Source organism: Bradyrhizobium huanghuaihaiense, assembly GCF_025200885.1.
Taxonomy (GTDB): domain Bacteria; phylum Pseudomonadota; class Alphaproteobacteria; order Rhizobiales; family Xanthobacteraceae; genus Bradyrhizobium; species Bradyrhizobium huanghuaihaiense.
The window spans coordinates 3,961,818-3,988,571 of record NZ_CP104172.1 but is presented as its reverse complement, the minus strand read 5'-3'; the positions used below and the strand labels follow the sequence as shown (position 1 = coordinate 3,988,571).

Below are 26,754 nucleotides of genomic sequence, written 5' to 3'. Positions count from 1 at the left end.
TTAGCTGGATTGTTTGTGCGACATCCTGGTCAATATGAGGGTCTTTTGGATGGGGATGGGATCCTGTAATCTTCTTTAGAGCTGCTTTTTTGAGACGGGATGTGCCGACGTCTCCGTTCGAGGCGAATGGCAGCGAAGAATGCCGTCGGCGGGCATTGCACTCTCAATAGAACCGACCATCCTTTTTTGCCGGTCACTGACCGAGCACTCGCCGTGCGCACGGGCACGCGAGATGCTTAATTTGACCGAAATGAGGGAGGGCCGCTCATGGTTAGAAAGACACATCCCGAACCAGGCGATCCGGCGGCGGGCAATGGAATTCTAAGCCGCCGTATCTTTCTTGAAGGCGCGCTCATTGTTGGTGCGACGGGCGCGGGCCAGTCCTGCGGATCGGCAGAACCGCTTACGGTGCAGCCATGGATGAAGGTGCCGGGTCCAGGATTTGCGGGCTACGGCCAGCCCTCACCGTTCGAGAGTAAGGTCGTCAAAGTCTTTCCGGCGCCTCCCAACCCGGCCGGTGTCGGCGCATCACGGACGCCGCTGCACATGCTCGAAGGAATGATCACGCCATCTGGGCTGCATTTCGAGCGTAGCCATTCCGGCATCCCGGAAATCGATCCCGATCAACACCGGCTGGTGATCCATGGACTTGTGAAGCGGCCGCTTGTGTTTACGGTCGAAGCGCTGTCGCGCTATCCGATGCAATCGCGCATCGCCTTCATCGAGTGTGGCGGCAACAGCCAGGCGCTCAACGCGCCTCAGGCCCAGCCACTCAATGTAGCGGCTATTCACGGCCTGCTGGGTTGCGCGGAATGGACCGGCGTGCGTCTCTCCACGTTGCTCGACGAAGCCGGCGTCGAACCGGAGGCGCGGTGGGCGATCGCCGAGGGCGCTGATGCCGCCGCGATGAGCCGCAGCATCCCGCTCGCCAAGGCGATGGATGATGCGCTGCTCTGTCTCTATCAGAACGGCGAGCGAGTGCGGCCTTCGAACGGCTATCCGGTTCGGCTGCTGCTGCCTGGCTTCGAGGGCAACATGAACGTGAAGTGGCTGCGCCGGCTTAAGCTGACTGCCGGCCCCGCCATGACCAAAGACGAAACATCGAAATACACTATCCTGCTCAAGGATGAAAAGGCCTGGCAGTTCGTGTTCCCGATCGAAGTAAAATCCGTCATCACGCGTCCGTCGCCGGGACTCGCGCTGAGGGGACCGGGATTCCACGAGATTTCCGGGCTGGCCTGGTCGGGCAACGGCAGCATCCGGCGGGTCGACGTGTCGGCTGACGGCGGACGAAGCTGGGCGCCGGCAGCTTTGCAGGGCCCGATCCTACCAAAGGCGCCCGTGCGCTTCCGCGCAGCGTGGCAATGGAATGGCGGTCCCGCCGTGCTGCAGAGTCGCGCCACCGACGACACGGGCATGGTGCAGCCAACGCGCGCGCAGTTTGCCGACGAGCGCGGATTGCGTGGGGTCTACCACTACAACGCCATCGCAAGCTGGCGCATCGACGAGATGGGGGAGGCCAGCAATGTTTACGCTTAAACCCATTGCAGTCTGCATATCTATGCTGACCATCGCACCGGCGGCCCTGGCCCAGGCCCCGCAGTTGGGGCAACCGGTCGCGCCCGCCGACATTGCAGCGTGGGACATCAGCATCGGACCGGATGGCGCAGGTCTGCCGCCTGGTCGTGGCACCGCAAGCGAGGGGGAAGCCATCTATGTAGCGAAATGTCAGGCCTGTCACGGCGAGAAGGGAATCAGCCCCAGTGTCGCGCTCGCTGGAGCGCTCGTCGGCGGCATGGGCACACTGGCGCCGGACAAAACGCCGATAAAGACTGTGGGAAGTTTCTGGCCCTATGCAACAACGCTGTTCGACTACATCAGCCGCGCAATGCCATTCCAGGAGTCTAAATCGCTCACCGCGGACGAACTCTACGCGGTATCGGCCTATATCCTCAATCTCAACGGGATCATCGGGCCGAACGATGTGATCGATGCGCAGTCGCTGCCCAAGGTGAGAATGCCGAACCGGGACGGGTTCATCCCCTTCCCGCGCAATCCGAAGTAGCCCGGGCCGGACCTTGGTCCGCTTGTGGCCCGTTTGGGACATGCCAACCGGCCCGAATGGCACTTGCTGCGTGTCCTCGCCGGGCTCCGGGACAGCACAAATGGCTTGGCAACCCCACCTCTTAGGCGCTGCTCGGCCCGTGTCGAAAGAGGTGATCGAGTGAGTGCGCTAGGCAAGCTGGTGCGATCCATCCAGCCGGCGGAAGACCGGTCCGAGTAAGGGGTAGCGCTCTCCCGGGTCTCGAGGAGGACCAGCGTCGTGAAGCGGGACTTCGACCTCATCGTCTATGGCGCGACGGGTTACACCGGCCGTCTCATCGCCGAATATCTGGCGACGTCCTATCGCGGCGACGATGCTCCGTCCTGGGCGATCGCGGGACGTTCGATCGACAAGCTCCAGAAAGTGCGTGCCGACATCGGCGCACCAGAGGATTTGCCGTTGGTGAAGGCGGATGCCGCCGAGCCGGCCAGCCTGCGTTCGATGTGCGAGCGCGCGACCGTGATCATCACGACGGTCGGGCCTTATCAGCTCCACGGTCCCGAGCTCGTGGCGGCCTGCGCGGCCACGGGCACGGCTTATGTTGATCTGTGCGGCGAACCGGCCTGGATGCGGCGCATGATCGACGCCCATCACGAAGAGGCGAAACGGACCGGCGCGCGCATCGTCTTCTCCTGCGGCTTCGATTCCATCCCATTCGATCTCGGCGTCCTCACATTGCAGGAGAAGGCGCGCGAGAAATTCGGACGCCCGACGCGGCGGGTTAAAGCCCGCCTGCGCAAGGTGAAAGGCGGCATGTCCGGCGGTACCGCGGCGAGCGCCCAGGCGACCCTGGCGGCCGCGGCGCGCGACCCAGCCCTGATCCGGCTGCTGACCGATCCCTTCGCGCTGACACCGGGGTTCACCGGGCCGTCTCAGCCGTCGGGCCTTATCCCCGAATACGACCCGAGCATGAACGTGTGGCTCGTGCCGTTTCCCATGGCGCCGGTGAACACCAAGAATGTGCACCGCACGAATTTCCTGTTGGGTCATCCCTACGGCACGGACTTCGTTTACGACGAGATGATGGTCGCGCCGGGATTTGGGGAAATCGGTCGCGTGACGACGGAGACCTTCGCCACCATATTTTCCCTGCTCGGGACCGGCGGTCTCAAAGCCGGCGCAGGCCCGACTCGGGAAGAGCGCGAGAAGGGCTTCTACGACATTCTCTTCCTGGGCGAGCTGCCGGATGGCCGACGGGTCGAGGCGGTAGTCACGGGCGATCGCGATCCGGGCTATGGCTCGACCAGCAAGATGATCGCCGAAAGCGCTCTCTGCCTCGTGCGCGACGTGCAGGGCGAGGGCGGCACCTGGACACCGGGCGCGCTGATGGGTCCGGCGTTGCGTAAGCGTCTAAAGGAGCGCGCCGGCCTCACCTTCAGCGCGCGTTGAGGTAACGCTCAGAACCGCAGCAGCGTGCTCGATGACGTGGATCGTAACCAACGAGAGCGCGGATTGGCGTGCGCGACCCGGTTCAATGGCCGCTTTCGGCCCGTTTGAGACCTCCCCTCTGGCTCTGAGAATGTCCGATTATCGGGATAGCGACGAGCTTCAGCGCAAGGTTGCACGATGAGCAAGGTAGTCAACTCAACACCGTCGCGCCGCCACTTTTTGCGGCTCACGTCAATGGCCACGGCATCAGCTCTGACTCCAACGGTGTTGTGGGCCAAGCAGCAGGAAGCAGCGGATTCGGCCACATCCCAAGCTGTGCCCGCACGCGTCGCCACGTTCGAGGAGGTATGGCGGACCGTGCGAGACCGGTTCTACGATCCGCACCTACACGGGCTCGATTGGTCGGCGGTCCGGGAACGTTACTTGCCGGACGCCACGCGGGCGAGTTCCGAAGAGGCTGCGCGGACTGGAACGTGTTTTTCCGAGTGGCCGTATCTCCTATCCCGGCATTGGCGTCCTCTCGCGTCTCGACATGCAGGGTCGCAACATGATCACCGGTGCTATAGAAGGCACGCCGGCCCAACAAGCCGGCCTGCTCGCTGGCGATGTGATCGTCTTCGCCGATGGTGCACCGTTTCAGCCAGTACAGTCATTCCGTGTTGGACTGCTAAGGCCAGCGCCCGTATAATACCGGCCAACGGCCGAAGCATCGGCTATGTTCATGTCTGGTGCTACGCTGGTTCGGTGTATCAGCGGACGCTCGCGCATCTTCTATCGCAGAGTCCCCTGAACGGCGCCGACGCGCTGATCTGGGACCTGCGCGATGGCTGGGGCGGCGCGATCCCCGGGTATCTTGACTTGTTCAACACGCGAGCGCCGACGATCCAGGTCACTGATCGCAATGGCGCCAGCGAACTCGAGAACGTGAAGTGGCGCAAGCCTGTCGTCATGCTTGTCAACGGTGGCACCCGCAGCGGCAAGGAGATCCTTGCCTATGGCTTCAAGAAATATCGGCTCGGCGAGGTCATCGGTAGCCGGATCGAGGGAGCTGTCCTCGCTGCGACGGCATTCCTCATTGGCGGCGGCTTGCTGTTGCTCGCGGTCGCGGACGTGCAGGTGGACGGCGAGCGGCTGGAAGGCTTTGGCGTCGCGCCCACGATCGAGGTCCAAGCTGACCCGGCCTCCATGGGTCTAGGTGATCCTCAACTCAATCGTGCAATCGCGGTCCTATCCCGAGCCTGATCCTCAGGAGGCAGCCCGCTGGCCCTGAAACTGATCCGCGAGAACCGGACGCCACGAGTGAGATGCTGCTCTTCCTGCTGGAGCATTCGCTCCCACAGCAGCCAAGTTAGAGTTAGTCCGCTCGTGGCCCCTCTGAGACGCCGAATGTCCGGCTTGCGCGGCGGGTTCAAACCGGCAATCAAGCGAGCGTTAGATTGCTGTTCACCCGTGCGTGAAATCGCCAGGCTTCAATCCGAGCGCTTTCACAGCGGCCTCCGGAAGCGGTCCCCACGCTTCCACCTTTTCGTTCGGAGCCATCATCGCAGCGATAATCGCCGCGGCGGTTTCCGGATCCCTTTCCGCCACGAAATAGACCGAGCGAACGGGTGGACCGCCGTCTAACGGCTGAGTTGTTAACAGGACAACCTGACCATTTGCCATGCTTCGATATACCACCGCCGCAGTGCCGCTTCCATGATCGCGTAATCCCGCAAGATGGCAATGGCGCACGCCAAGGCAAACGCGCCATGGTCCTGCATCGTCCTGGCGTCACCACCAAATGGCACAGTCGTGGGAGGCACAATCGCTCGATGAGCGAAAACGTAGCCGGCAAAAAATGCAAACCCAGGGTCTTCCGGTGATCGCTCGCTTCGAGGTATGCCACCGCAATTGCCTCGCGCCAGACGGCTCCGTCAACCGCCAGCTCCCCCAGGTACGGCCGAAATATTGACCATTACGCAAGCCAGGCCGCTTGGTGCAACTTACCTAAGTACCAGCCACTGATTAAGTTGCGCAAGAATAGCACGAGCGATCTCGACTGAGGGCCTCTAGACGGCTCGGGAACCACTTCTGAGACTGTCCGGTTAGTTTATGGGGCGATGACAGGACCATCGCCATGAGGACTCAATATCTCGCTGCGATCGCAATAGCTGTGCTTACTGGCACTGGGTTGGCAGTCCATTCTAGAGGTTCGCTGCCTCCTCAACCGAAATCCACACCGGCCATGCAAGTGGCAGACCGATTAGCTGCGTCGGTCGATGCGTTTTTGCTCGGGTCTGGCGGCTAACAGCTGGAGTTGCGGCATGGCGCCACTAACATCCGGCGGGCAAACCGTCGCCGCAATAGATCAGCCTATCCCTCTTTCCCTTGGGCATTGCGATCGCGGCGACATCCGATTGCTCCCGCAAATGATCCATGCCCCGGCGGGACACACTCGGGGTTGTGGAATTCTCTCGGTCTGAGCCTGCACATCACTGCCGTTTCCGCACGAGGCGGATGTGCCGGTCAGAAGGAGCTATTCACGCCGTGTATCGGCCCTTATGCCGTCGGAAGTGATTTCATAATCGTCGCCGCGATTCCTGAGCCAGCCTACCTTTACCATCGCCATCGCGGTCTCTTCACTGCATAACCGGTGGTTACCGCCGGGATAGTACAATTTCCCATCATGTGCGACCAAACGGCCATACAGGTGCGCTTGCCGTAGCACTCTCCGCATTCCGGGCGTGGGGTTGACCATGATGCCCATAAACCTTGGGGCTCAGCAGTCCTTCGAATGAAAATATATCGCGGCGCGCTGCCCGCGGCGAGGGGTATTACCGAATTGATCACCGCATTGCAGAACGATGGCGGCAACTGACGTTGCCGGACGGGGAGATGGGTCGCCATCGCGGTAACGTCATCACAGGTCTGCTAGCAACTTGCGAGCTTCCACGAGATCGCGTGTTTCTAAGCCCTCGCTGAACCAGCTGTAGATCGGCACAAGAGCGTCGCGCGCCTCCCGCCGCATGCCCCGCGCCGCCTGGAGTCTGGCGCGCGCAACGCTTGCACGAAGCTCGGGCAGCCTCGCTCCCTGGGCAGCGGCAATTTCAATCGCGGCCTCGAACTCCGCGTCAGCTTGATTTTCGGCCTTCTCCCCGGCTGCCAGCAACAGCAGTTCACCGCGCTCCCGGTGAAGTTCGACGGCGCACCAGCTCTCAAGACTTGCGTCCGCAATTGCGACCGCTTCGTCGATGACCCGAAGCCCGGCCATGGCGTTTCCAGCCTTGCGATGAAGCGCCGCGAGCAAGCCAAGATGGTGCGGAATACGTAGCCCCGCACTTGTACGCCGGAAATCCTCAAGCCCAGCATCAAAGTCCGCAAGACCTTCCTCAAGCCTGCCGGATTCAGCGATCGCCCAGGCGCGAACGAGGCTGGCCCATGCGCCATAGTAGTCGAAGCGGTACTCGGCGCAGATGTCGCGTGACTCTGCCGCGGCTTTCAGTGCGGCATCGGGCTCTTGCCGGAATTGATATAGCATCGCCAGATAGTTGAGCGCGAGCGCGACGCTGAATGGATGTGAAATCTCACGCGCGACGGCGAGCCCTTTCTCAGCAATCCCAAGGCTACGAACGGGATAGCCGAGATGCCAGTCGCAATGGCTCATGTAGGCGCGGCAGAATACGCTCATATCAATTCCGTAGACCTCGGAATAATAGCGGCCGCGATATTCGCCGGCTTGTGCGCTTCTCTCGAGCCGGTCGCGCGAGAATTGAAACTGGCCAAGGTGGAACGAGAGCACTCCCGCAAGATGATCGGCTTCGGCTTGACGGACGGGATCACCGCTTCGTTTCGCTAGCGCCTCCGTCTCCTCAACGAGGCTTGTGACCTCGCGCAGGTTGGCGCGCACGTGATAGACGTGGCCGAGCCCCTTCAACGCGGCGGAGAGATCAGCCTCGCTCTGCAGCTCGCGGCTGAGCTCCTGTGCGCGCTGGAACGCCGCTTCTGCCTCGCGTGATGCAAATCCTTTTGTAGCAATCAGCGGGCCGCCAAGCCCAAGCTGCAGGGCAAGCTCGAAGCGCGAGCATGATGCTCCGGGAGGAAGTGCTTGGGTGCACTGGAGCCCTGATCTCAGATGGGCAATTGCCTCCATATTCGCCGATCGGGCGGCTGCGAGGCGCCCGGCCCTCAGCCAGTATGGAATAGCCTTCTCGGCCAATCCCGCCTCGCCAAAGTGACGGGCGACGAGCTCCGGCTGTGCTTCGACAAGTTGCGGAAAGAGCGCTTCGATCGATGTGGCAATCCGCGCGTGCAGCTCGTGGCGGCGCCGCTTGAGCAGGCTTTCGTAGGCGGCATCGCGCACCAGGGCGTGCTTGAAGACATAGGTGGCGGCGGGCGCGAGGCCGCGCCGGAAAACGAGCTGTGCCGCTACCAGGCGGTCAAGCGCCGCGGCGAGCTCCCCACCTGGCATCGAGACGACCGCAGCAAGCAGCTCGTGATCGAACTCACGGCCGATACAGGCTCCGATCTGGGCAACCTCCTTGACTGGGGCAAGACGGTCAAGCCGCGCCATCAACGAATCGTGCAGCGTCGCCGGGATCGCCAAGGACGGGAATGCTCCGGCGAGCACGTAGCGAGCGCCGGTGTAGCGGAGGATCCCGGCTTCAAGAACGGCCTTCGTGAGCTCCTCGGTAAAGAGCGGCACACCCTCGGTCCGCGCCAGAATCTGGTCGAGGACCTCGGCGGGAAGCGCTTTGCCTTCGGTGATCCGGTCGACGAGTGCAACCACCTGCGCCTGTGGCAGGCGATTTAGCATGAGCAACGTGACGTGCGGAAACCCGGTCCACGGCGGTGGGAGTTCTGGGCGGAACGTGGCGACGACCAGCACTGGCAGGTTCTGAAGACGATCAACGATCTGGTCGAACAGCTCGCGCGAGGTGGGATCGAGCCAGTGCGCGTCTTCAAGCACCATCAGCACCGGGCCACGAGCGGCAAGTCGATCGAGCCGGGCCAGGAATGTGCGGAACAGGAGCGTCTTCCTTTGCTGCGGCGACATCTCTGGCTGGGTGCTCGGTCTCTCAGTTGGAATGCCGAGCAGATCGGCAAGAAGCTGGATTGCATCGCTAGACAGCCCTTCGCCGTTTTCGCCAAGGAGTAATTCGAGGCGCTTGAGCCGTGTTTCCGCGGCATCCTCAGGCGCGAACCGCGCCTCGCGCTCGAGCTGTGAGATGAAGGGAAAGAGCGGGCTGTTTAGGTGATGCGGCGAACAGGCGTAGCTAACGAGCGTGATTTGTTCGGCCTGTAGCCGTTCGCGCAGCGCGAGCACCAATCGTGATTTTCCGATTCCTGGCTCGCCGAAAATCAGGACGACCTGTCCAGCCCGTCCTTTGACAAGCCGCCACCGTGACAGCGTCAAATCGAGCTCCTCGCTGCGCCCGACGAGTGGCGTGACATGGGCTCCGTGCAAAGCCTCGAACCTGCTCTCTACACGGCCTTCGCCGATGACCCGCCAAGCTTGCACCGGCTCGGCAAAGCCCTTGAGCCGAAGGGAACCGAGCTCAACAAAATCGAAGAGATCGCCGACCAGGCGGCGCGTGCTGTCGGCGATAACGACCGTACCGGGCTCCGCAACCTGTTGCAGACGGGCCGCGAGATTAGGCGTTTCCCCAGTAACCGCTTCCTCCTTCGCAGCACCTTCCCCGAGCAGATCACCCACCACGACAAGCCCGGTGGCGATGCCGACGCGTGCTGCCAGCAGGCCTCCTGCGCCTGACGACAGGCCGCTGACCGCTGTTGCGACCGCAAGTCCCGCCCGGACAGCTTGCTCTGCCGCATCTTCGCTTGCGCGCGGCCAGCCGAAATAGGCCTGCACTCCGTCTCCCAGAAACTTCGCGACGTGGCCCTCCAGTCGCGCAATCTCGCCCGCCACCGTGTTCGAGTAGGCCCGCATGACCTCGCGCAGTTCCTCGGGATCGAGACGGCGGCTGAGGTCGGTCGAGCCGACGAGGTCGACGAACATGAGCGTGAGCTGACGGCGCTCCACCGACGCGGGGGAATGCGCCGCCGCCAGGTCCGCTGGTAGCAGGCCGATTGCATCGAGAAGCTTCCGTCGGTGGCCGACGGCCTGGACTCCAATCTCCTTGAGATCCTCAGCCGTCAGGTGGGGCAGTATCTCAAGGTCAATTCCGTTGTCGCGGAACGTCTGCTCATAGGACTGCAGGCCCAGGCTGCGCAGCCATTCTCCGATGTCCAACTTCGTCTCCGTAGCCCCCTCGATTACGGATCCCCTTCCCCTCTTGTCAGGCGGCTGGTCGCTGTGCAGCGGACGGCCTGACGTTCTGGTTTAGCCGGAACAGGTTGCCGGGATCGTACTTGGCCTTCAGCGCGGCAAGACGAGCGTAGTTCGGGCCGTAGGCGCCGGCTATGCGATCGGTCTCGTCCTCCGGCATGAAGTTGACGTAGACACCGCCGGTTGCGTGAGGCGCGGTCTCAGTAAAGAGCCTGCGCGCCCAGGCGATCGAATGTTGCTCATCCGCCGGCTCGCGCCATCGCGTGTGAACGTTCATGACAAACTTCGCATCGCGGTGGGGGAACGCCGTGGCGTCGACGGCCATGCGACTGGTGGCGCCACCAAGCTGACCAATGAAAATCTCGCACTCCCCGGTCGGCAGGCTTGTCGTATGGCTCACCAGCGTGTCGAGAAGACCGTCGTTGAGCTCAACGAAATTGTGCGACTTCCAGTAATTATAGGCGCCGGGCGTGAGCAGCGGGTCAAACGCGGTCTGCCAAGCCGCGAAGGGCTGCATACCGATCACGTCCGCGATCGGCTCTCCGAGCGCGCGCAACGGCTCCAATGCACGCTTGCCCTCGTTCTCATCTCCCGCATAGCAGACGGCGAACGCGACGATCTCCTTGCCGTGAACCTCGGCGGGCAAAAACGGCAGCGGCGGCGCCTGCCTGAGTACCACCCACACCGTCAGTTCGTCGGGCGCCGTGGCGGCGACGTCGCGATAGCCCGCGAGCAGCTCCTTCGCGCGCACAAAGGGATGGACGATGAGTCCGGCCAGAACCATTGGGCCAACAGGGTGCAGGCGGAACTCGAACGAACTCACCACCCCGAAATTGGCTCCGCCTCCGCGCAGCGCCCAGAACAGGTCGGTATTCTCGGCGATGCTTGCCCGGACGAGCTCACCTTCGGCCGTCACTACGTCGGCCGAGATCAAGTTGTCGGCGGCAAGCCCGAACTTGCGGCTAAGCCACCCGAAGCCGCCGCCCAGCGTCAATCCCGCAACGCCGGTCGTCGAGTTGATCCCGAGCGGGGTCGCAAGGCCGAAAGCTTGCGCCTCCTTGTCGAAGTCGCCAAGCGTAGCTCCTGGGTCCACGCGCGCGGTGCGGTGAAATGCATCGACCCGGACGGAACGCATCAGCGAAAGATCGATCAAGAGCCCGCCGTCACACACAGCATTGCCCGCGATGTTATGGCCGCCGCCGCGCACGGCGACCAAGAGGCCGTGCTCCCGCGCAAACCGTACGGCACGAATAATGTCTGCGGCCCCTCTGCAGCGCACGACCGCCCCTGGGCGGCGATCGATCATCGCGTTCCAGATAGTGCGTGCTTCATCATAGCCCGGCTCCTCGGCCAGACAGACGTTGCCTCGCAAGGTTTGGCGAAAGGCAGCAATTGCATCGCTTTCAAGCGTAATCGCCCCGCCCTGCAGCGAGGCCAGCCGGATCTCCGCCATGGCATCTCCTCCGTGACTAGCGGTCAGTATTTCGACAATCAGCGCGCTGGTGTTTGCAAGTCCCCGACATCGGACCCGCAACGGTGTCCGCATCTGCAATCGGTCTCAACGAGACTTAAGCCTTCAGGTCCGTGATCCTCATAATTGCGACCACGTTCCCGTCATTGAATGATTGCTCTTTTGTCTCCTTATTGCAGGTCCAGACAAAATTCTTCTTGGCCGTAAAGGTCTTTCCTTCCTGCTCAACCCGGAGCTCCCCTTCGGTGATATGGCAGATCATGGCATTCATCATCGGGGGACCCATAGTCTTCGACCCCGGCTGCATGATGATATCGCGCATCGAGACGATCTTGAAACCAGGGATGAGGGATGGTGTCTCGCCCTCATATTCACGCACCACCACACCTGGCCACGGCGTCGTATCCTTGTAGCCCGCGGTTTGAGCGGCGGCGGGCTTCATCACGGCCGCCGTAGCCGCAGCCAAACCGATTCCCAGTGCAGACCTGCGATTGATCTTGCTCATCGCTTTCTCCTAAGGTTACTGCAACGAGCCGCCGCTGATGCAGCGCGCGTTTCGTGGACTGTGAAATCGCGGTGTGAAACCGAAAAGGGGGCGGTTTCTTAAGGAGCGTCGCTGCCGACAGCAATACTACTGCTCGTTCGTCCCGAACGGTGATTTCGGCACATCCCGCTTCAACGGCAACTACATTCTACGCGGCCCCACGCGCCTTAGAAACCGGTGTTTCGCCCAAGAGGCACAATGTCTCAATTTGCTTAGAATCTAAGGTCGAACTCGGTGTCAGCAGCTTCACTTCGGCTAACCGAATATGGCCCGTCAGTGACGCTGACTGATCCTGCGGCCGGTCGCAATAATTGCGCGGCCACAGCTCATTGGCATCCCGCGCAGGCGACGAACTGTATGGTTCCCATAGATGTCTCGGGCTTACGACTTACGCCAAAGGGTCCGCTTTGCGCCCAACAGCGGCCGTGGTCGCTTTTGACCAAACGGACATTGACCCCTCGTTCACGAGCCGGGTTCAAAAAGGTATCCGCGGCCCTTCTGGATGCCCGCGTGGAACACGCCTAGGCGACCATCGGAAGCCCTCGGAACATCCTGAGAGCCTGACTCAAAAAGCGAAGACGTCTTCAAGTTCGGGCCAAGCGGCGAGTTAGGAGCCTCAGATAACGAGCAGCCAGGCGAGCTCGGTAGCGGCAGAGCCTTCGAAGTCTTTGGAGAGGCGCCGGCATCTGCCGAGCCATGCCAGCGCCTGGGCAGCAGCTGGAAGCCTTTGACCCCGTGCGGTCGCTCGACGATCTCTATCGTCCACGGTCCGCAGTCTGAGAGTGCGTTGACGAGCTGTTTGCCGCGATAAATCCGGTCGGCAAAGACATGCTCAAGCCTTGGGAAGCGGCCTCGCAAGCCCTCCAACAGGGGAACGGCACCGTGGACATCCTGAATGTTGGCGGGATGAACATATGCCGCCAGCAAGAGACCGTTGGTGTCGGTCACGATATGGCGCTTGCGCCCATGGAGGCGCTTGCCGGCGTCGAAGCCGCGTGGCCCACCGGCCTCGGTCGTCTAGGCGGTCTGGCTATCGATGACGGCAGCAGTCGGTTTGGCTTTCGTCCCAGTTGCCGGCGCGCCTTCCGAACCAAAGCGTCGACGATCTCCTGCCATCTACCTGTGTCGCGCCAGGCGTAAAAATAGCCCTGCACCGTCGAATATGGCGGGAACTCCTTCGGCAAGGCTCGCCATTGGCAGCCGCTCGACAGAATATAGAAGATCGCCCGCACGATCTCGCGCAGATCAACCTCCCGCGGTCGGCCCAATCGCCGTCGCCGCGGCATCTTCCGGGCGATCAACGCCCACTCTGCATCGGTCAGATCACTTGTGTAACGCAGTCCACTGCGCTGATACTTGATACGAGCGGCTTTGGTCCACGGCATGGTGTCCTCCCTCGAATCTTTGCAAATCCGAAGGAATCACAGGCCCGCTAAAGCCGCTCACCTTTTTCGGTCAGGCTCTGAAGGAGATGTACGCCCTTTGCTCGCGATACATTGCACGGTGGAAGGTCCTATGGTCTCCACCATATGATACATGATCTCGACATCGATCCGCGCATTGCACGGCGTTGTCTGCACGCCTCCAAGCAGGAGCTTAGCCGGAGGGCAGTTGGTGCCGTCCGGACATCCCTTCCTTCATCACATGATCGGATGGTGGTTGTTGCTGCACGCATGGATCCGGATGCTGGCCCTTCTTAGAAGTGCGGCTTGCCGAATGGCTGGTTTGCGTCAGCAGTTGGCAATCTTCGGAAGTCCGCTCGTACGCCTCAAGACGGACGTCAATCGTTCGAGCGGTCTTCCACTCAGTGCCAAGAGCGGCGCCCTACTATTTCAACCCGCACAACAGAATTCAGCGCCATCCGACTCGACCAGCATCGCACGCAAGGAGATGAGGTCACGCGAGGACCGCCCAAACATATGGCCGAATGGGACCCGCCTCACTCTTGCTGGGGGTAGATTTTTCTTGATCTCCCGGTGCACACGCCGTGCACACGCCGCCTTCTAACCGATTGAAAACCTTGAGCTCTCGCTCCAATCCATCATCGGAGCTACTGAAATCCAGGAGTCCCGTCATTTCAATGATTTACGGGATCTTCCTAGCGGGCCGAAACCTCCACGTATGCAATCTGAGTTTGCCGAAACTGGACACCATTGTACTCGTCTTGACCTTTCGGTGCACACGTAGCGCACACGAAATGAGGAGTGCACACGGTCATGACCGCGCTCATCGTTGGCGCAGCATTCGAAGCGCGAAAGAAATCCTTGAGAAACTGCAGAGCGCAGCCAAGCCGATCAAGAGAAAATGATCGCCATCTTCTTCTTCGACTTCGCTAGCTCACGATGACTTTTGACTCTTTCCACTATCTCACAATACTCCAAGCCTTCTCTGCCTTCACTGGATTGATTACCGAACGCGGTGGTTAAATAAATCAACGCGGCGCTCTCTCCTGAGCCATTGCTGTCGATTTCGAGGTCGCCAACCCTGCCAATGCACTGTGGTCACACTGGGAATGATCGGCGAGGACGCGCTGAATTTTCACTTCGGAGAATATGTTATGCCGCGGCGTCCGGCAAAGGTTACACAAGCCGACTTGGCTCGCGCGATCCGGAGCTGCCAAGGAATCCGGCGCGAGCGCGGTCAGCGTTGATCCAGACGGTGTTATTCGGATTGCGCTGACGTCGAGCGCCCCGCCAACCAAACCCACTGCAGGTGTCGACGAAATATGGGTTCCATCGGAGGCGTTGCAGCGTTACCTGAAACGCACCGAAAGCGGGTAAAACGCACCTTATGCAATTGATGCGGAGTCACCGCATCGTTAGACTCGAAGCATTGGTCCGCGGAGAAAGCCAATGCTTGGAGACGAACGCCGCAGTCCGCGCGCGCCTGGGGATTTGCGCAGGTATCTCTACTTCGATTATTCCGCGCGGGGCGCGCCGCGCTGGTACGTGAAGGTGAGCGCCAAAGGCCGCCGGATCGGCATCAGTGAGGAATACGGCACCGAGGGGTTCGACCTCGCCTATGAGGCGGCGATCGCAACGCTCGGCGGGGTGAAGCGAATGCGTCGGGTCAAGCCCACCGTGAAACCGGACCAGCCGGAGCGACGATATCTTTATGTGGACGTCAGCCAATGGGGCCAGGTGCGCTATTATGTGCAACTGCGCAACAAACTGCCTAAGATGCGGATCAAGGCCGAATTCGGCACGCCCGAGTTTGAGGCTGAGGTCGATACTGCCATCGGCGCACAGATCGCGCTGTATGGCAACGAGGGCGACTACATCAACGCGCAGAAGCAGCGCAATGAGCCCCGCCCTACTCTGCCGGCGACGCCGCCGAAGCCGGGTACCCTGCGATGGTACTGGAGCGCGTACAAGCAAAGCGACCATTGGCTCGGCGATCTGAGCGTCGGGTACGAGGGGCTTGCGGACTCGACAAGGCTTCAGCGCACTGGGCTAATCGAGTCGCTGCTGCCTGAAAATGGCGAGAAGCCGTTTGCGGTCCTGACCCGCAAGGTCATCAAGGCAGAGATGAAGGCGCGAACACCGGCGCAGGCCGGCAACTTGCTGTCGGCGCTGCGCGGAATGATCCGCTGGATGATCGCGGAGGATCATCTCGACGAAGACGACGATCCGACCATTGGGCTGAAGTCTGGCAAGGCGAAGGCGAGCCGCGAAAGCGGCGGTTTCGTGCCCTGGACCGAGGAGGACATGGCGCTCTTTCGGGCGAAGTGGCCGCTCGGCACTGAGGCGCGGCTGATGTTCGACATTCTGCACTACACCTTCCTGCGCCTTGGCGACGCGCACCGCTTCGGGCCGCCGCATCTCCGACAGATCGTCCGCAAGATGGCCGTGCAGATCACCACCGAGAAGAGCCGCGGCAACACCACCGTGACGGTGCCGGTGCACCCGGAGTTTGCGGGTAGCCTGCGGGCGGCGCGGGCGGCGGGGATCGTCGGCGCGGAGGTGTTCACCGGCAAGACGGTGCGCGGCCGGGTTCTGCCGATGAACAAGAAGGCATGGGCGATGAAGTTCAAGAAGTACGCGGTCCTGGCCGGCGTCAACGAGCCCAAGAAGAGCTGTCATGGGGTCCGCAAGGCGCGAGCCGAGGTCGCGGCGTACGCCGACTGCACAGAGAGCCAAATGATGGCGATGTTTGGCTGGACCGATCCGAAAATGCCGGCGCACTACATAGCACAGGCGAACCGGGAGAAACTCGGGATGAGCGGCATGGAGAAGATCGTGGCGTTCGATCAGACTCAGTCGCTGGACGACTTCATGCCGGTGCCCGATGCGAACAGGGCCGGAACGTCAGGCGAGAACAGAGTAGTAACTTTGCGTAGTAATTCGCGCAAAAAAGTTTAGCGATTTCAAGGCTAAAGCTGGGTTTATGGTGCGCTCGGAGGGACTCGAACCCCCACGGTGTTACCCACTGCCACCTCAAGGCAGCGCGTCTACCAGTTCCGCCACGAGCGCTAGGAGATGCCGGCCTGAGGCTTTGAAGGCTGGCCGGATCAGCGGCGCCGATCTAACAAATCCATCAGGGGGATACAAGCCTCCAAAGGCCCTGAATTCCACAAGCTTGGCAGGAAAATCCCCATCCCTGCCCGGATCGGCCCTATCGGGTGTCCGGGCCGCTACCGGGTCCCCGGCGAGCGCGGCAGCATCTGCTTGACCTCGACTGCGATTCGATTGCGGTCGACCAGCACGACGCCGGAGGCAACCGGCAGATTATTGGCGAGCACCTTGACCTCGTCGGCCTCGGTTGCGTCCAGCTCGATGATGGCGCCGCGGGAAAGACGTAATACTTGATGGATCGGCATCGTGGTCGTCCCGAGGACGACCATGAGATCCACGGTGACTTTGTCGAGAGTGGGCACTGTCAGGACCGCCGCAACTTGGGACTTAGGACTTGGGACTCTTCATTTGCTCCTGATCATCACCACGTTATGGTTAGCCAATGGTTAATTCGCCCCAAAACCCCCGCCAAGACCTCGATTTGACGTCGTTTTCCGCATCCGCGGGCGCGCCCGTGGAGTGGCGAATCTCGGATGCTCCGGTGCCCTATCCGGAGGCGGTGGCCACCATGGAGGCGCGCGTTGCGGCGATTGCGGCGGGCGAGGCGCCGGAGCTGGCTTGGCTGCTCGAGCACCCCCCGCTCTACACCTCCGGCACCTCAGGCAAGGATTCGGACCTGCTCGATGCCCGATTCCCGACCTTCGCCACCGGCCGCGGCGGGCAGCTCACCTATCACGGGCCCGGCCAGCGGGTGGCCTACATCATGCTCGACCTCAAGCGCCGCCGGCCGGACGTGCGGGCCTATGTCGCGAGCCTGGAGGAATTGATCCTGAAGACGCTGGCCGCCTTCAACGTCCGCGGTGAGCGGCGCGAGGACCGGGTCGGCGTCTGGGTGAAGCGGCCCGACAAGGGGCCCGAGCACGAGGACAAGATCGCCGCGATCGGCGTCCGGCTGAAGCGCTGGGTGTCGTTCCACGGGATCGCCATCAATGTCGAGCCGGAGCTGTCACATTTCGCGGGCATCGTGCCCTGCGGGGTCGCTGATCCCCGCTACGGCGTCACCTCGCTGGTCGATCTCGGCCAGCTCGTGACCATGGCCGATGTCGACGTCGCGTTGCGCCAGGCATTTGAAGACCTGTTCGGGCCGACCAAAGCGTTGGTGCCGGAAGCGGCGGTTTAAGCGGCCGTTGGTGCGTTCGCCGTCAAGTCGCGGCGATGCGCTTCAAGGCGACAGTCAGGCGATTTTCAAGATAGGTCTGCGCGACGTCCAATGGAATGAACACCGCCTCGTTGGTGACGTGCTCGTCCTTTAGAGATCGCCAATCAAACTTTGGTCGTTCGTTTCCGGGTATTGCCAGCTTGGCGAGCTCCCAATCTTCTCGTTTCAACTCACTCTGCTCAAAGATGCCTCGATACAAGCAGGCTTGGGTTACCAAAATTCGCCAGAAGATGGGCCGTGAACGCGGGTGGAACTCGTCGATGAGAAAGCTAATCTCATCGAACTGCTTTCGAACACTGCTTGTTTTCTTCGCGTAGGCCGCCTCGCATTCCGCATAGGTCATCAGACGCATCCTGCCGTTGTCGGAAATGAGAAGCGCCTCGATTGCAGATTCCATGACCCCAAGCGGCAGACCCTGCCGGTAGTATCTTTCAGGATTTGCCTTGGCCTTTCGATCGGCATCCGCATCAAAGGGATCGTAGTCGATCATCGGGTTGGTCTTTGCGAGCGTAAACTCCGCTCCGAATGCAAAGAATGCTTGTCGCGCGAGCGTGTACTGTCGCCAGATCAATGCGTCCAACGACAGGTCTACCGACGTGATACTGCGCTGCAACAGCTTCAGCGTCGCGCAGGGAGCCAAGAACCGATAAAGGGTGGACGTGCGATAGTATTCATCCCGCAAAAAGCACTCCTCATCGTCGGGCTCCAGATTGCCTGACTTCGCGTTCTCGGCCAGACCGACGATTCTGAAATATGCTGCCTCGCAATGCTCGACCAACTGGAAGAGAATCGGGCCACATTGCTCGTAAAGCCGTTTGCGCGCTTCATATTCATAATCGCGCTTGGCGTCCCTTTCGGCCTTTTCGCGACCAAGCCTGTCCCTAAGCTCCTCGATAGCGGCTTGGTTCTTGCGAGTAGAAATTTGTGAGATCACTGCGACGGCAAGTGATGCCGAGGCAGCAACCAACGCAACGGCCATCGTCTGATCCATCTTCGCCCAATCAATTATTCGGAAAGCAATGCAATATCGCCCAGATCATCAACTTCAAGCTGCATTGGCTCAAGACAAGTGTCAAGCCGCGCGGCCGGGCGTTAGTTTGAGCTTGCCCGCGAAATAGCGCCGCAGATGCGGCCGCAAAACGGTCGCCTCGCCGCCCGTCGCGGAATCGGTTATGCTTGCTTTAGGTGCCGCCCACGCCTCCCCCCTCCGCCGGGAAAGCAGACCTCATGCCGGGCGAGTTGATCATCGGCCGACTGTTCGAGCGCCAGGCATAAGGAGGGGTTGCGATCCATGCTCGCAATGGGAGGTTTTGACGATGAAACTGTCTGCGCCCATCTACCATCTGAAGCGCAAGGCGAAGCGCCTGTCCCGCGAAGCCAGCATTCCGCTCCACGACGCGCTTGACCGCGTCGCCGCGACGGAAGGCTTTTCCGCCTGGAGCATGCTCGCAGCGAAGGCTGCAGCAATGACGCCGGCGAGCAAGCTGTTCCTGCAATTCCGCCCGGGCGATCTCGTGCTGGTCGGGGCGCGTCCCGGCCAGGGCAAGACGCTGATGAGCCTCGAACTTGCCGTCGAAGCCATGAGATCGGGCCATCGCGCCGCTTTCTTCTCACTCGAATATACCGAGAAAGACGTCCTGGATCGCCTTCGTGCGATCGGCGCGGACCCCGCGCAGTTCGCCGACATGCTCGAGGTCGATTGCTCCGACGCGATCAGTGCCGACTACGTCGTCAAGCAGATGGCCGCGTCTCCCCGCGGCACATTCGTGGTGATCGACTATCTTCAACTGCTCGACCAGAGGCGGGAGCATCCCGATCTGGCCGTTCAGGTGCGCGCGCTGAAATCGTTCGCGCGCGACAAGGGGCTGATCGTCGTCTTCATCTCGCAGATCGACCGGTCCTACGATCCAACGGTCAAGCCCTGCCCCGACCTCGGCGATGTCCGCTTGCCGAACCCGCTGGACCTGAAGCTGTTCGACAAGACGTGCTTCATCAACAACGCCGAAGTGCAGTTCCGCGCGGCGAGCTGACGGCTTCAGGCCGCGGGTGAATTGTTCACCCGCGGCCTGCAACGTCAAGCCGCCTTCAGCGCTACCTCGAGCTTGCCGGCGATGTAGCGCCGCTCCTGGGTGAGGCCACCGAACCCGTAGGCGTCGCCCTTGACCTCGTCGACATGCAGGTAGGTCTCGGGATGCAGCGGCCCCAAAATCCCGGCCATGCGCTTGAACATTGCGGCGAGATAGGCCGCCTTCTCGTCCTTGGTGTTGGTGCCCTCGGTGACGTGGATATCGATCCAGTAGCTGGCAAGCTTCTGCTCGGCGAGCGACTTGCCGCCGGCGAACCAGTCGCCGGCATCGACGGACTTCACGATAATCGCGGTCACCTTGGGATCCTTGTGCAGTATCTCGGCGGTGAGCTCGGACACGGCGTTCGCGATATCGGCCTTCAGCGAGGGCGACTGGCGGGAGGTGGTGTAGGACACAGTGATCAGGGGCATGGTCGTTCTCCTCGATATGCTGCGCGACTTGCGCGGCGTTGGGGAGAAACTAGACCTTGCACCGTCATTTTTGTATCTTATCTCTACCGATACCAGTGATAATGATTCATAATGACAGCCACACTCGACATCGCCACCGTCCAGGCGTTCCTTCTGGTCGCCGACCTCCAGAGCTTTACCCGTGCCGCCGAAGCGCTCGGCACGACGCAGGCGGCGGTCAGCCTGAAGCTGCAGCGGCTGGAGACATTGTTAGGCAAACGCCTCGTCGAACGCTCGCCACGCGCGGTCCGGCTGACCGCCGACGGCGCCGCGTTCCTCGATCGCGGCCGCGCGCTGATGGAGGCGCATGACCGTGCGCTGTCGGGCGAGGCTTCAGCCGCGCAATCACTCTCGCTCGGCATCTCCGATCACGCAGCGGGCCCCGAGCTGGTGCCGCTGCTCGAACGGCTGCACGCGGTGTCCTCAAGCCTCACCCTCGCCGTCACCATCGGCTTCTCGCGCGAGATGCAGGACGCTTACGACGCGGGCGAGCTGGATGCGGTGATCGTCCGCCAGGAAGGCAGCCGCCGCGGCGGCGAGAAGCTGGCCGAGGATGAATTTGCCTGGTTCGCCTCACGACGCTTCACCCTTCCGAAAGGTGAGCCGCTGCCGCTCGCAACACTCGCCCCGCCCTGCGGGGTGCGCGCCGTCGCCGTGCGCGCACTCGACAAGGCCGGCCTTGCCTGGCGCGAGCGCTTTGTCGGGGGCGGCGTCACGGCGGTGGTCGCGGCCGCGTTGGCCGGGCTTGCGATCGCACCGCTGGCGCGACGGATCGCACCTCCCGGGCTGGTCGACATCGGGCCTGCGCACAAGCTGCCGAAACTCGGCGGCTCGAAGGTGATGCTGCATTCGAAGGTCAGCGATCCCGCAAAGCTTGCGGCGCTGCGCGCGGTGGCGGCGACGTTTCGGAGTGCGGCGGCTTGACGCTGCGAGCGCCTACAAGATCGCCTCGAACGCGCTGCGCAGCGTCTCGTGACGGAACACAAAGCCTCGGCTGAGCGCCTTGTTCGGCAGCACGCGCTGACCGCCCAGCAGGAGCTCGTCGGCAAAGCCGCCGAGGAGCCGGCGCAACAGGCCGCCGGGAATGCGGAACACCGCGGGCCGGTGCAGGCGACGGCCGAGCTCTTCGGTGAACTTTGCGTTGGTGACAGGGATCGGCGCCGTGGCGTTGACGGGCCCTGAAAGATCGGGCGTTGCGATCACATAGGCGATCAGCCGGATCAGATCGTCGCGCTCGATCCAGGACATCCATTGCCGCCCCGTTCCGAGCGGGCCGCCGAGGCCGAACTCGAACGGCGTCAGCATCCGCGTGATGAAACCGCCTTCGGTGCCGAGCACGAGGCCGATGCGCAAGTAGACCACGCGCACGCCGAGCTTCTCCGCCGGCCGCGCCGCCTGCTCCCAGGCCGCGCACAGCTCGTGGCTGAAGCAGGCGTGCGACTTCGCGGACTCCGTCAGCACCTGGTCGGCCCACAGGCCGTACCATCCGATCGCCGAGCCGCTGACCAGCAGCTCGGGCTTGCGCTCGAGCCGTGCGATCAGCTTGACGACCTCTGCGGTCAAGTCGATGCGTGATCCCAGAATCTTCGCGCGCTTCGCTTCGGTCCACAGGCCGTTACCGATCGGCTCGCCGGCGAGATTGACGATGGCGTCGATTGGCGTGTCCGCAGCGAGCTGATCGAGGCTGGTGATCAGCGTCACCGGCGGCGGCAGCATCTCGGCCTTGGCGGAATTGCGGATCAGCGCGATGACGTGATGCCCTGCCCCGCTGAGGCTCGCCGCGAGCCGGCTGCCGATGAAGCCGGTGGCACCTGATATCAGGACGGTCTTGCGGCCGGGAAGCTTTTCGACGAGGTCGGCCGCCGGAACGCACTTCATGCGGCCGAGCCGCCGCATCGCCGCAAAATCCCTGACACCGCAGAGCGCTGCGCCGACCGCACAGGCGGTCGCGGCGATGCTGAGCAGGCCGTGATGGACGACGCTCACGCCGAACGGCTGCATCGCCCAGGCGATCAGCACCGGCAGCAGCAGCACCAGGATGGCACCGTAATTGATCGCCAGCAGCGTATGATTGATCCGCTCGCTCGGCGGCAATTTCCGGCTCAGATCCTCCTCGACGAAATCCATCAGCGTGATGACGATCTCGGCGACCAGCACCGCGACAACCAGCAGCGCCAGCAGGCCATAGACCTCGAGCCAGCCGAGCAGCAGGAACAGCAGCGCATAGAGCATGTTGCGGATGCCGTGCAGCTTCAGCTCGAAACGCTGCGACGGACGCCAGGCCAGGCGCTCGGTGAATTCGTGGTGATAGAAGGTATCGAACACGCCCATCACGATCTGGATGGCGATGAGGGTCCACAACAGCGGCGTCATGATACGGCCTCCCTGAAGACGGCGGACTGGTGGATCAGCGCGCCGTAACGCGGGTGAGTGACATCGAGGGTGAAGCGGAAGGCGCCCTCGCCGAGATCGGAATGCGTCACCGTGAGGTCGCCCGGCGTGAGCCATTGCGGCAGCGGGATCCAGAGGCGTCCGAGCTGGAGGCCGTAACCGGCGCTGCGGAAGGTCAGTGCCTGTCCCTCGACCGCAATGCGCAGCGCCATCGAGACGCCGAAGCCGACATATTCCTCGAGCCCGGTCGGCCCGGCGAAACGTTTGGCGGAATGGATCACCTGCGGAAAGCCGCGCTTGCGCGCGCAGATGCGCGTCCAGGTCTGGCCGCCGGTCGCGCCGTCCTCGGTGACTGTCACGATCATGGGGACGCCGATGTCACGGCCGGTCGGCAATGGCCCGCCGATCAGCCGTGCGGCCTGCGCGAACCACCAGCCGACCTCGCTGAAGGCGACCTGGTCGACGACACCGACATAGACCACGCTGTCGCCATCGGCGACGCGTTTGGAAAAGCGCCGCCAGGTCGCGAGCGGCAGGCGGCCCCAATCCTCGTCCGGCAACAGCGCACGGAACCGGCGATCGTCGAGCAATTTGGTGTGAGCGGAGGGAGATGCGCCTAAGCCTGGTAATCGAGCCGACGTCATCGCACCCTCCTCAACGCTATTTGGCCTTGCCCAGCGGCAGCAGGTTGGCGATCTTCTCGCCAAGCCGCATCAGGGCGACCAGCCGCGGCCGCGGCACCTTCAGCATCTGCATGAACCAATGGTCGGCGAGCTCGGTGAAGGCGAGCATCTCCTTCAGCCGCTTGCTCGCGACCGGATTGATGGCCGGATCCTCGGCGGCATCGGACACGCAGGCCCTGAGCGCTGCGATCGCCGGATCGAGCTCCCGCTCCTTGCGCCGCGCCGCGATGCGGGCCGCGACCTCCCAGATGTCGGTCTCGGCCTCGTAGTGATCACGGCGGTCGCCGAGGATCGGCACCCTCCGGATCAAATTCCAGGCGAGCAGCTCCTTGAGCGAATTGGAGACGTTGGAGCGCGCCATGCCGAGCGTGTCGGCGATGTCCTCTGCCGTCATCGGCGCCTCGGACAGATAGAGCAGCCCGTGGATCTGGCTGACAGAGCGATTGACGCCCCATTCGTCGCCCATGTCGCCCCAATGCAGGATGAAGCGCTCGACGGCGGCGGGGAGTTTCTTCTTTCCGGTTATTTCTGTCATGACAGAAATATCTGACAAATGCGATTGCGTGTCAAGGGCGCTTGCCCTGGCGGGCCTCCTGCATACCGTCTGCGGTATTTGCCTAAAAAGTTCCCAGAGAGTCGGAACCAAAACGCCGGCCCGAGCGTTTGCTCCCGTCGAGGCGGGGTCTAAGAATGGTAAAAAAGTTCAGTCAGCAGAGAGACTTGTTCGAAAGCGAGCGCAGTTTCCGGCTGCTGGTTGAAGGAGTTGCCGACTACGCCCTCTACATGCTCGATCCCAGCGGCACCATCACCAGCTGGAACATCGGCGGCGAGCGGATCAAGGGCTACGCGCCCGAGGAAATCGTCGGCCAGCATTTCTCCCGCTTCTATACCGAGGCCGACCGCGCCAACGGCAAACCTGCGCGAGCGCTCGGCATCGCGCGCGAAAAGGGCCGCTACGAAGAGGAAGGCTGGCGCGTTCGCAAGGACGGGACGTTCTTCTGGGCGAGCGTGGTGATCGATCCGATCTACGAGGATGGCACGCTGGTCGGCTTCGCCAAGATCACGCGCGACATCACCGAACGCCGCAATGCCCAGCTCAAGCTCGAGGCGATGCAGAAACAGCTCGCCGAATCCCAGAAGTTCGATGCGCTCGGTCAGCTCACCGGCGGCGTCGCCCATGACTTCAACAACCTCCTGATGATCATCAGCGGCAGCCTCCATGTCCTGAAGAAGGGGGCCATCGACGATACCAGGCTTCAGCGCGCGATCTCCGCGATCGAGACTGCGACCAGGCGCGGCGCCGCGCTGACCAACCAGCTCCTCACCTTTGCGCGGCGACAGAGCGTCAACCCGCAGGCGATTGATCTCACCGAACGCGTCGCGGCGATCCGCGCGGTGCTTGACGCCGGCCTCGGCAGCTCCGTGCGCCTCGCCTTCGACATCGCCCCCAAGGTCTGGCCGGTCAGGACCGACGTCTCGGAGCTCGAGACCGCGCTGCTCAACCTCGTCATCAATGCCCGCGATGCGATGCCCGACGGCGGCACGGTGACGATCAGCGCCCGCAACGTGGTGCTGGACGAGACCCCGCTCGCCGGCGAGTTCGTGGCGATCGACGTCGCCGACACCGGGCTCGGCATTCCCGCCGACGTCGTCGACAAGATCTTCGAGCCGTTCTTCACCACCAAGCCGATCGGCAAGGGTACCGGCCTCGGCCTCTCCCAGGTGCACGGCTTCGCCCATCAGGCCGGCGGCACGGTGAAGGTCGCAAGCGAGCTCGGCAAGGGCACGATTTTCACCATCCTGCTGCCGCGCGGCACGGATGCCCCGGCACGGGACACCGCGGAGGCGATACCGTTCCGCGGCAGCGGAACGGTGCTGCTGGTCGAGGACAATCCCGAAGTCGCGCTCGTCAGCATCGGCCTTCTGGAACAGCTCGGCTACCAGGTGCACCGGGTCGCCGACGCCGAAGCGGCACTGCGCGAGATCGAGACCAACGGCGTCGATTTCGTGTTCTCGGACATCGTGATGCCCGGCAAGATGGACGGCCTCACCCTCGCCCATCGTCTGCGCCAGCTCCGCCCCGGCCTGCCGGTCCTGCTCGCCACCGGCTACAGTGAGGTTGCCGCCGACGTGCGCGGCGACTTCCCGATCCTGCGTAAGCCGTACGAGATCCACGAGCTCAGCGAAGCGATCGCGAAATTGCCGAGGTGACTCTTAACCTCTCCCCGCTTGCGGGGAGAGGTCGAATTCGATCGCAGATCGAATTCGGGTGAGGGGGTACAGGTCTCTCGACGACCGCCCGTGTTGAGAGAGGCCCCTCACCCCAACCCTCTCCCCGTAAGAACGGGGCGAGGGAGCGCACCGCTCGCGCCGAAAGAGAATTGGCGCTCAAACCGTCGGCAACACCGAGAACGCTTCCCCTGCCCTGCGCAGATTCAGCTCGTCCACGCTTGCGGTCTCGCTGGTGACGCTGTCGACGCGCGAGGATGGCGGGCCATGGCGGCACAGTGCGACCATGTCGGCGACGTGGTTCGGCGCGCCCGCGAACAGCGCTTCCACGCTGCCGTCGCGGCGGTTGCGGACCCAGCCTTCGAGACCGCTCGCGGTGGCCTGGTATTCGACCCAGGCGCGATAGCCGACGCCCTGCACGCGGCCGCGGATCATGACCTGGAGGATCGCCCGGCTCATGTCTTCAGCCCGAGAACATCGGCGCTGCGCGCCTTCGTCTCGGCCTCCCGCATGACGCGGCCCGTCAGCTCCGCAGAGGCAAGGCCCTTGAGTGCCTTCGGCGCGGCGCCTTCGCGGAGCGCCTTCAGCGTGTCGTGGACGGCCTGCGTCGCGGCCGCGATCGGCGCATGGCCCTGCAGCGCGATGCGCACGCGCTGGCTGGCGAGATAGTCGAGCGCGCTCAAGTCCTCCGGCGCGCCGCCGAGCACGATCGGCAGGCGCGTCGCAGCCGTTATCGCCTCGAGCTCGGCACGCGACTTGATGCCGGTGAAGAACAGTGCATCGACGCCGGTGGCCTCATAAGCCTTGGCACGGCGGACCGCATCCTCGATCGAGGTGATCGAGGCCGCACCCGTGCGGCCCATGATGACCAGCAACGGATCGCTGCGGCCGCTGAGCGCGGCTTTCATCTTGCCGACGCCCTCCTCCAGCGAAATCAGCTGCGTCTTTGCTTCACCGAAGGCAGCCGGCAGCAGCGTGTCCTCGATGGTGAGGCCGGCGGCACCGGCCGTCTCCAGCTCCTGCACCGTGCGGCGCACGTTGAGCGCATTGCCGTAGCCATGATCGGCATCGACCAGCACCGGCAGTGCGGACGCACGCGACATCCGCCGCATCTGCTCGCAAAGCTCGGTGAGCGTGATCAAGGTGACATCAGGGTCGCCGAGCACGGCGAGCGCAGCCACCGAGCCGCCGAACATCCCGATGGGAAAGCCGAGATCCTCGGCGATGCGGATCGAGATTGCGTCATAGACCGAGCCGGGATGGACGCAAGTCCCGCCCGACAGGATGGAACGCAGTTTCTCGCGGCGGGAACGAAAGGCCATGATTGCCCTCCCAATTGTTGCGACGCAGCCGCAACATACTCCGTCATTGCGAGCGTAGCGAAGCAATCCAGAGTCTTTCCGCAGAGG

At 62.7% G+C, this 26,754-nt stretch carries 21 protein-coding genes, 1 tRNA gene and 2 pseudogenes; 10 read left to right on the top strand and 14 right to left on the bottom strand.

The window, feature by feature from the left end; translation table 11 throughout:
* The first annotated feature begins 267 nt into the window (after positions 1–267).
* From soxC to N2603_RS19000, 5 genes and pseudogenes are all read left to right on the top strand, one after another.
* The gene (gene soxC, locus N2603_RS19015) at positions 268–1,539 is read left to right on the top strand and encodes a sulfite dehydrogenase (protein WP_260389952.1); all 1,272 of its coding nucleotides are present in this window, start codon (positions 268–270) and stop codon (positions 1,537–1,539) included.
* Complete coding sequence (locus tag N2603_RS19010) at positions 1,526–2,065, top strand: c-type cytochrome (protein WP_260389951.1); 540 nt, start codon at positions 1,526–1,528, stop codon at positions 2,063–2,065. The genes soxC and N2603_RS19010 overlap by 14 nt, the downstream gene beginning before the upstream one ends.
* 258 nt (positions 2,066–2,323) lie before the next feature.
* Positions 2,324–3,493: a saccharopine dehydrogenase family protein gene (locus tag N2603_RS19005; protein ID WP_260389950.1), complete on the top strand. Its 1,170-nt coding sequence runs from the start codon at positions 2,324–2,326 to the stop codon at positions 3,491–3,493.
* A gap of 177 nt (positions 3,494–3,670) precedes the next feature.
* Positions 3,671–3,892 (top strand): annotated as a pseudogene (locus N2603_RS44950) (twin-arginine translocation signal domain-containing protein); the annotation flags it as partial.
* A gap of 345 nt (positions 3,893–4,237) precedes the next feature.
* A complete protein-coding gene (locus N2603_RS19000) occupies positions 4,238–4,735 on the top strand; it encodes a S41 family peptidase (protein WP_260389949.1) in 498 nt (165 codons plus the stop codon).
* Between the two features lie 201 nt (positions 4,736–4,936).
* Here the strand turns inward: N2603_RS19000 and N2603_RS18995 are convergent, their stop codons facing one another.
* The 5 genes and pseudogenes from N2603_RS18995 to N2603_RS18975 form a co-directional block, all read right to left on the bottom strand.
* Positions 4,937–5,155, bottom strand: a complete 219-nt coding sequence (locus N2603_RS18995; RefSeq protein ID WP_260389948.1) for a hypothetical protein — start codon at positions 5,153–5,155, stop codon at positions 4,937–4,939.
* A gap of 1,237 nt (positions 5,156–6,392) precedes the next feature.
* Positions 6,393–9,722 (bottom strand): adenylate/guanylate cyclase domain-containing protein, encoded by a 3,330-nt coding sequence (locus N2603_RS18990; protein ID WP_260389947.1) that lies wholly within the window; start codon positions 9,720–9,722, stop codon positions 6,393–6,395.
* Positions 9,723–9,768: 46 nt separating this feature from the next.
* Entirely contained in the window at positions 9,769–11,211 is a 1,443-nt protein-coding gene (locus N2603_RS18985; RefSeq protein ID WP_260389946.1) for an FAD-binding oxidoreductase, read from the bottom strand.
* Between the two features lie 115 nt (positions 11,212–11,326).
* On the bottom strand, positions 11,327–11,734 hold the full coding sequence (locus tag N2603_RS18980) for a hypothetical protein (protein ID WP_260389945.1): 408 nt from the start codon (positions 11,732–11,734) through the stop codon (positions 11,327–11,329).
* A 623-nt stretch (positions 11,735–12,357) separates the two neighbouring features.
* Positions 12,358–13,158, bottom strand: a pseudogene (locus N2603_RS18975) (IS5 family transposase).
* 1,467 nt (positions 13,159–14,625) lie between these two features.
* On the opposite strand from N2603_RS18975, the gene N2603_RS18970 reads away from it, so the two are divergent.
* Positions 14,626–16,134: a tyrosine-type recombinase/integrase gene (locus N2603_RS18970; RefSeq protein WP_260389944.1), complete on the top strand. Its 1,509-nt coding sequence runs from the start codon at positions 14,626–14,628 to the stop codon at positions 16,132–16,134.
* A 26-nt stretch (positions 16,135–16,160) separates the two neighbouring features.
* Here N2603_RS18970 and N2603_RS18965 read toward each other — a convergent pair.
* Both N2603_RS18965 and N2603_RS18960 read right to left on the bottom strand, forming a co-directional pair.
* Positions 16,161–16,245, bottom strand: a tRNA-Leu gene (locus N2603_RS18965).
* A 161-nt stretch (positions 16,246–16,406) separates the two neighbouring features.
* Positions 16,407–16,649 (bottom strand): FliM/FliN family flagellar motor switch protein, encoded by a 243-nt coding sequence (locus N2603_RS18960; RefSeq protein WP_018647371.1) that lies wholly within the window; start codon positions 16,647–16,649, stop codon positions 16,407–16,409.
* Positions 16,650–16,729: 80 nt separating this feature from the next.
* Between N2603_RS18960 and lipB the strand changes: the two genes are divergently transcribed.
* Complete coding sequence (gene lipB, locus N2603_RS18955; RefSeq protein ID WP_260389943.1) at positions 16,730–17,467, top strand: lipoyl(octanoyl) transferase LipB; 738 nt, start codon at positions 16,730–16,732, stop codon at positions 17,465–17,467.
* A 22-nt stretch (positions 17,468–17,489) separates the two neighbouring features.
* On the opposite strand, the gene N2603_RS18950 is transcribed toward lipB, so the two are convergent.
* The gene (locus tag N2603_RS18950; RefSeq protein WP_260389942.1) at positions 17,490–18,485 is read right to left on the bottom strand and encodes a hypothetical protein; all 996 of its coding nucleotides are present in this window, start codon (positions 18,483–18,485) and stop codon (positions 17,490–17,492) included.
* A 337-nt stretch (positions 18,486–18,822) separates the two neighbouring features.
* Here N2603_RS18950 and N2603_RS18945 point away from each other — a divergent pair, with 337 nt between their 5' ends.
* Positions 18,823–19,536 (top strand): DNA helicase, encoded by a 714-nt coding sequence (locus N2603_RS18945; RefSeq protein WP_260389941.1) that lies wholly within the window; start codon positions 18,823–18,825, stop codon positions 19,534–19,536.
* 44 nt (positions 19,537–19,580) lie between these two features.
* Here the strand turns inward: N2603_RS18945 and N2603_RS18940 are convergent, their stop codons facing one another.
* Positions 19,581–20,003 carry a tautomerase family protein gene (locus N2603_RS18940; protein WP_026312690.1) on the bottom strand — a complete coding sequence of 141 codons (423 nt, stop codon included), beginning with the start codon at positions 20,001–20,003 and terminating at the stop codon, positions 19,581–19,583.
* Positions 20,004–20,114: 111 nt separating this feature from the next.
* Here N2603_RS18940 and N2603_RS18935 point away from each other — a divergent pair, with 111 nt between their 5' ends.
* A complete protein-coding gene (locus N2603_RS18935; protein WP_260389940.1) occupies positions 20,115–20,966 on the top strand; it encodes a LysR family transcriptional regulator in 852 nt (283 codons plus the stop codon).
* A gap of 12 nt (positions 20,967–20,978) precedes the next feature.
* Here N2603_RS18935 and N2603_RS18930 read toward each other — a convergent pair whose 3' ends face one another.
* Genes N2603_RS18930 through N2603_RS18920 form a run of 3 tightly spaced genes read right to left on the bottom strand, consistent with a single transcriptional unit; the run spans position 20,979 to position 23,651 of the window.
* Positions 20,979–22,415 carry a TIGR01777 family oxidoreductase gene (locus tag N2603_RS18930; RefSeq protein WP_260389939.1) on the bottom strand — a complete coding sequence of 479 codons (1,437 nt, stop codon included), beginning with the start codon at positions 22,413–22,415 and terminating at the stop codon, positions 20,979–20,981.
* Positions 22,412–23,077 (bottom strand): DUF4166 domain-containing protein, encoded by a 666-nt coding sequence (locus N2603_RS18925; protein ID WP_260389938.1) that lies wholly within the window; start codon positions 23,075–23,077, stop codon positions 22,412–22,414. Before N2603_RS18925 ends, N2603_RS18930 begins: the two co-directional genes overlap by 4 nt.
* 16 nt (positions 23,078–23,093) lie before the next feature.
* A complete protein-coding gene (locus tag N2603_RS18920; protein ID WP_260389937.1) occupies positions 23,094–23,651 on the bottom strand; it encodes a GbsR/MarR family transcriptional regulator in 558 nt (185 codons plus the stop codon).
* A 155-nt stretch (positions 23,652–23,806) separates the two neighbouring features.
* On the opposite strand from N2603_RS18920, the gene N2603_RS18915 reads away from it, so the two are divergent.
* Positions 23,807–25,327, top strand: a complete 1,521-nt coding sequence (locus N2603_RS18915) for a PAS domain-containing sensor histidine kinase (RefSeq protein WP_260389936.1) — start codon at positions 23,807–23,809, stop codon at positions 25,325–25,327.
* 177 nt (positions 25,328–25,504) lie between these two features.
* Here the strand turns inward: N2603_RS18915 and N2603_RS18910 are convergent, their stop codons facing one another.
* Positions 25,505–25,804, bottom strand: coding sequence for an acylphosphatase (locus N2603_RS18910; protein WP_018647361.1), 300 nt, complete (start codon positions 25,802–25,804; stop codon positions 25,505–25,507).
* Positions 25,801–26,667 carry an isocitrate lyase/PEP mutase family protein gene (locus N2603_RS18905; protein ID WP_260389935.1) on the bottom strand — a complete coding sequence of 289 codons (867 nt, stop codon included), beginning with the start codon at positions 26,665–26,667 and terminating at the stop codon, positions 25,801–25,803. The genes N2603_RS18910 and N2603_RS18905 overlap by 4 nt, the downstream gene beginning before the upstream one ends.
* Between the last annotated feature and the right edge of the window lie 87 nt (positions 26,668–26,754).

Excerpts from the sequence above, each read along its gene's own strand:
- N2603_RS18985 (WP_260389946.1), bottom strand. The coding sequence starts at position 11,211 with ATGGCGGAGATCCGGCTGGCCTCGCTGCAGGGCGGGGCGATTACGCTT.
- N2603_RS18940 (WP_026312690.1), bottom strand. The coding sequence starts at position 20,003 with ATGCCCCTGATCACTGTGTCCTACACCACCTCCCGCCAGTCGCCCTCG.
- lipB (WP_260389943.1), top strand. The coding sequence starts at position 16,730 with ATGGTTAATTCGCCCCAAAACCCCCGCCAAGACCTCGATTTGACGTCG.
- N2603_RS18920 (WP_260389937.1), bottom strand. The coding sequence starts at position 23,651 with ATGACAGAAATAACCGGAAAGAAGAAACTCCCCGCCGCCGTCGAGCGC.
- N2603_RS18905 (WP_260389935.1), bottom strand. The coding sequence starts at position 26,667 with ATGGCCTTTCGTTCCCGCCGCGAGAAACTGCGTTCCATCCTGTCGGGC.
- N2603_RS18970 (WP_260389944.1), top strand. The coding sequence starts at position 14,626 with ATGCTTGGAGACGAACGCCGCAGTCCGCGCGCGCCTGGGGATTTGCGC.
- soxC (WP_260389952.1), top strand. The coding sequence starts at position 268 with ATGGTTAGAAAGACACATCCCGAACCAGGCGATCCGGCGGCGGGCAAT.
- N2603_RS18995 (WP_260389948.1), bottom strand. The coding sequence starts at position 5,155 with ATGGCAAATGGTCAGGTTGTCCTGTTAACAACTCAGCCGTTAGACGGC.
- N2603_RS18930 (WP_260389939.1), bottom strand. The coding sequence starts at position 22,415 with ATGACGCCGCTGTTGTGGACCCTCATCGCCATCCAGATCGTGATGGGC.
- N2603_RS19010 (WP_260389951.1), top strand. The coding sequence starts at position 1,526 with ATGTTTACGCTTAAACCCATTGCAGTCTGCATATCTATGCTGACCATC.
- N2603_RS18915 (WP_260389936.1), top strand. The coding sequence starts at position 23,807 with ATGGTAAAAAAGTTCAGTCAGCAGAGAGACTTGTTCGAAAGCGAGCGC.
- N2603_RS18980 (WP_260389945.1), bottom strand. The coding sequence starts at position 11,734 with ATGAGCAAGATCAATCGCAGGTCTGCACTGGGAATCGGTTTGGCTGCG.
- N2603_RS18935 (WP_260389940.1), top strand. The coding sequence starts at position 20,115 with ATGACAGCCACACTCGACATCGCCACCGTCCAGGCGTTCCTTCTGGTC.
- N2603_RS18910 (WP_018647361.1), bottom strand. The coding sequence starts at position 25,804 with ATGAGCCGGGCGATCCTCCAGGTCATGATCCGCGGCCGCGTGCAGGGC.
- N2603_RS18950 (WP_260389942.1), bottom strand. The coding sequence starts at position 18,485 with ATGGCCGTTGCGTTGGTTGCTGCCTCGGCATCACTTGCCGTCGCAGTG.
- N2603_RS18945 (WP_260389941.1), top strand. The coding sequence starts at position 18,823 with ATGAAACTGTCTGCGCCCATCTACCATCTGAAGCGCAAGGCGAAGCGC.
- N2603_RS18925 (WP_260389938.1), bottom strand. The coding sequence starts at position 23,077 with ATGACGTCGGCTCGATTACCAGGCTTAGGCGCATCTCCCTCCGCTCAC.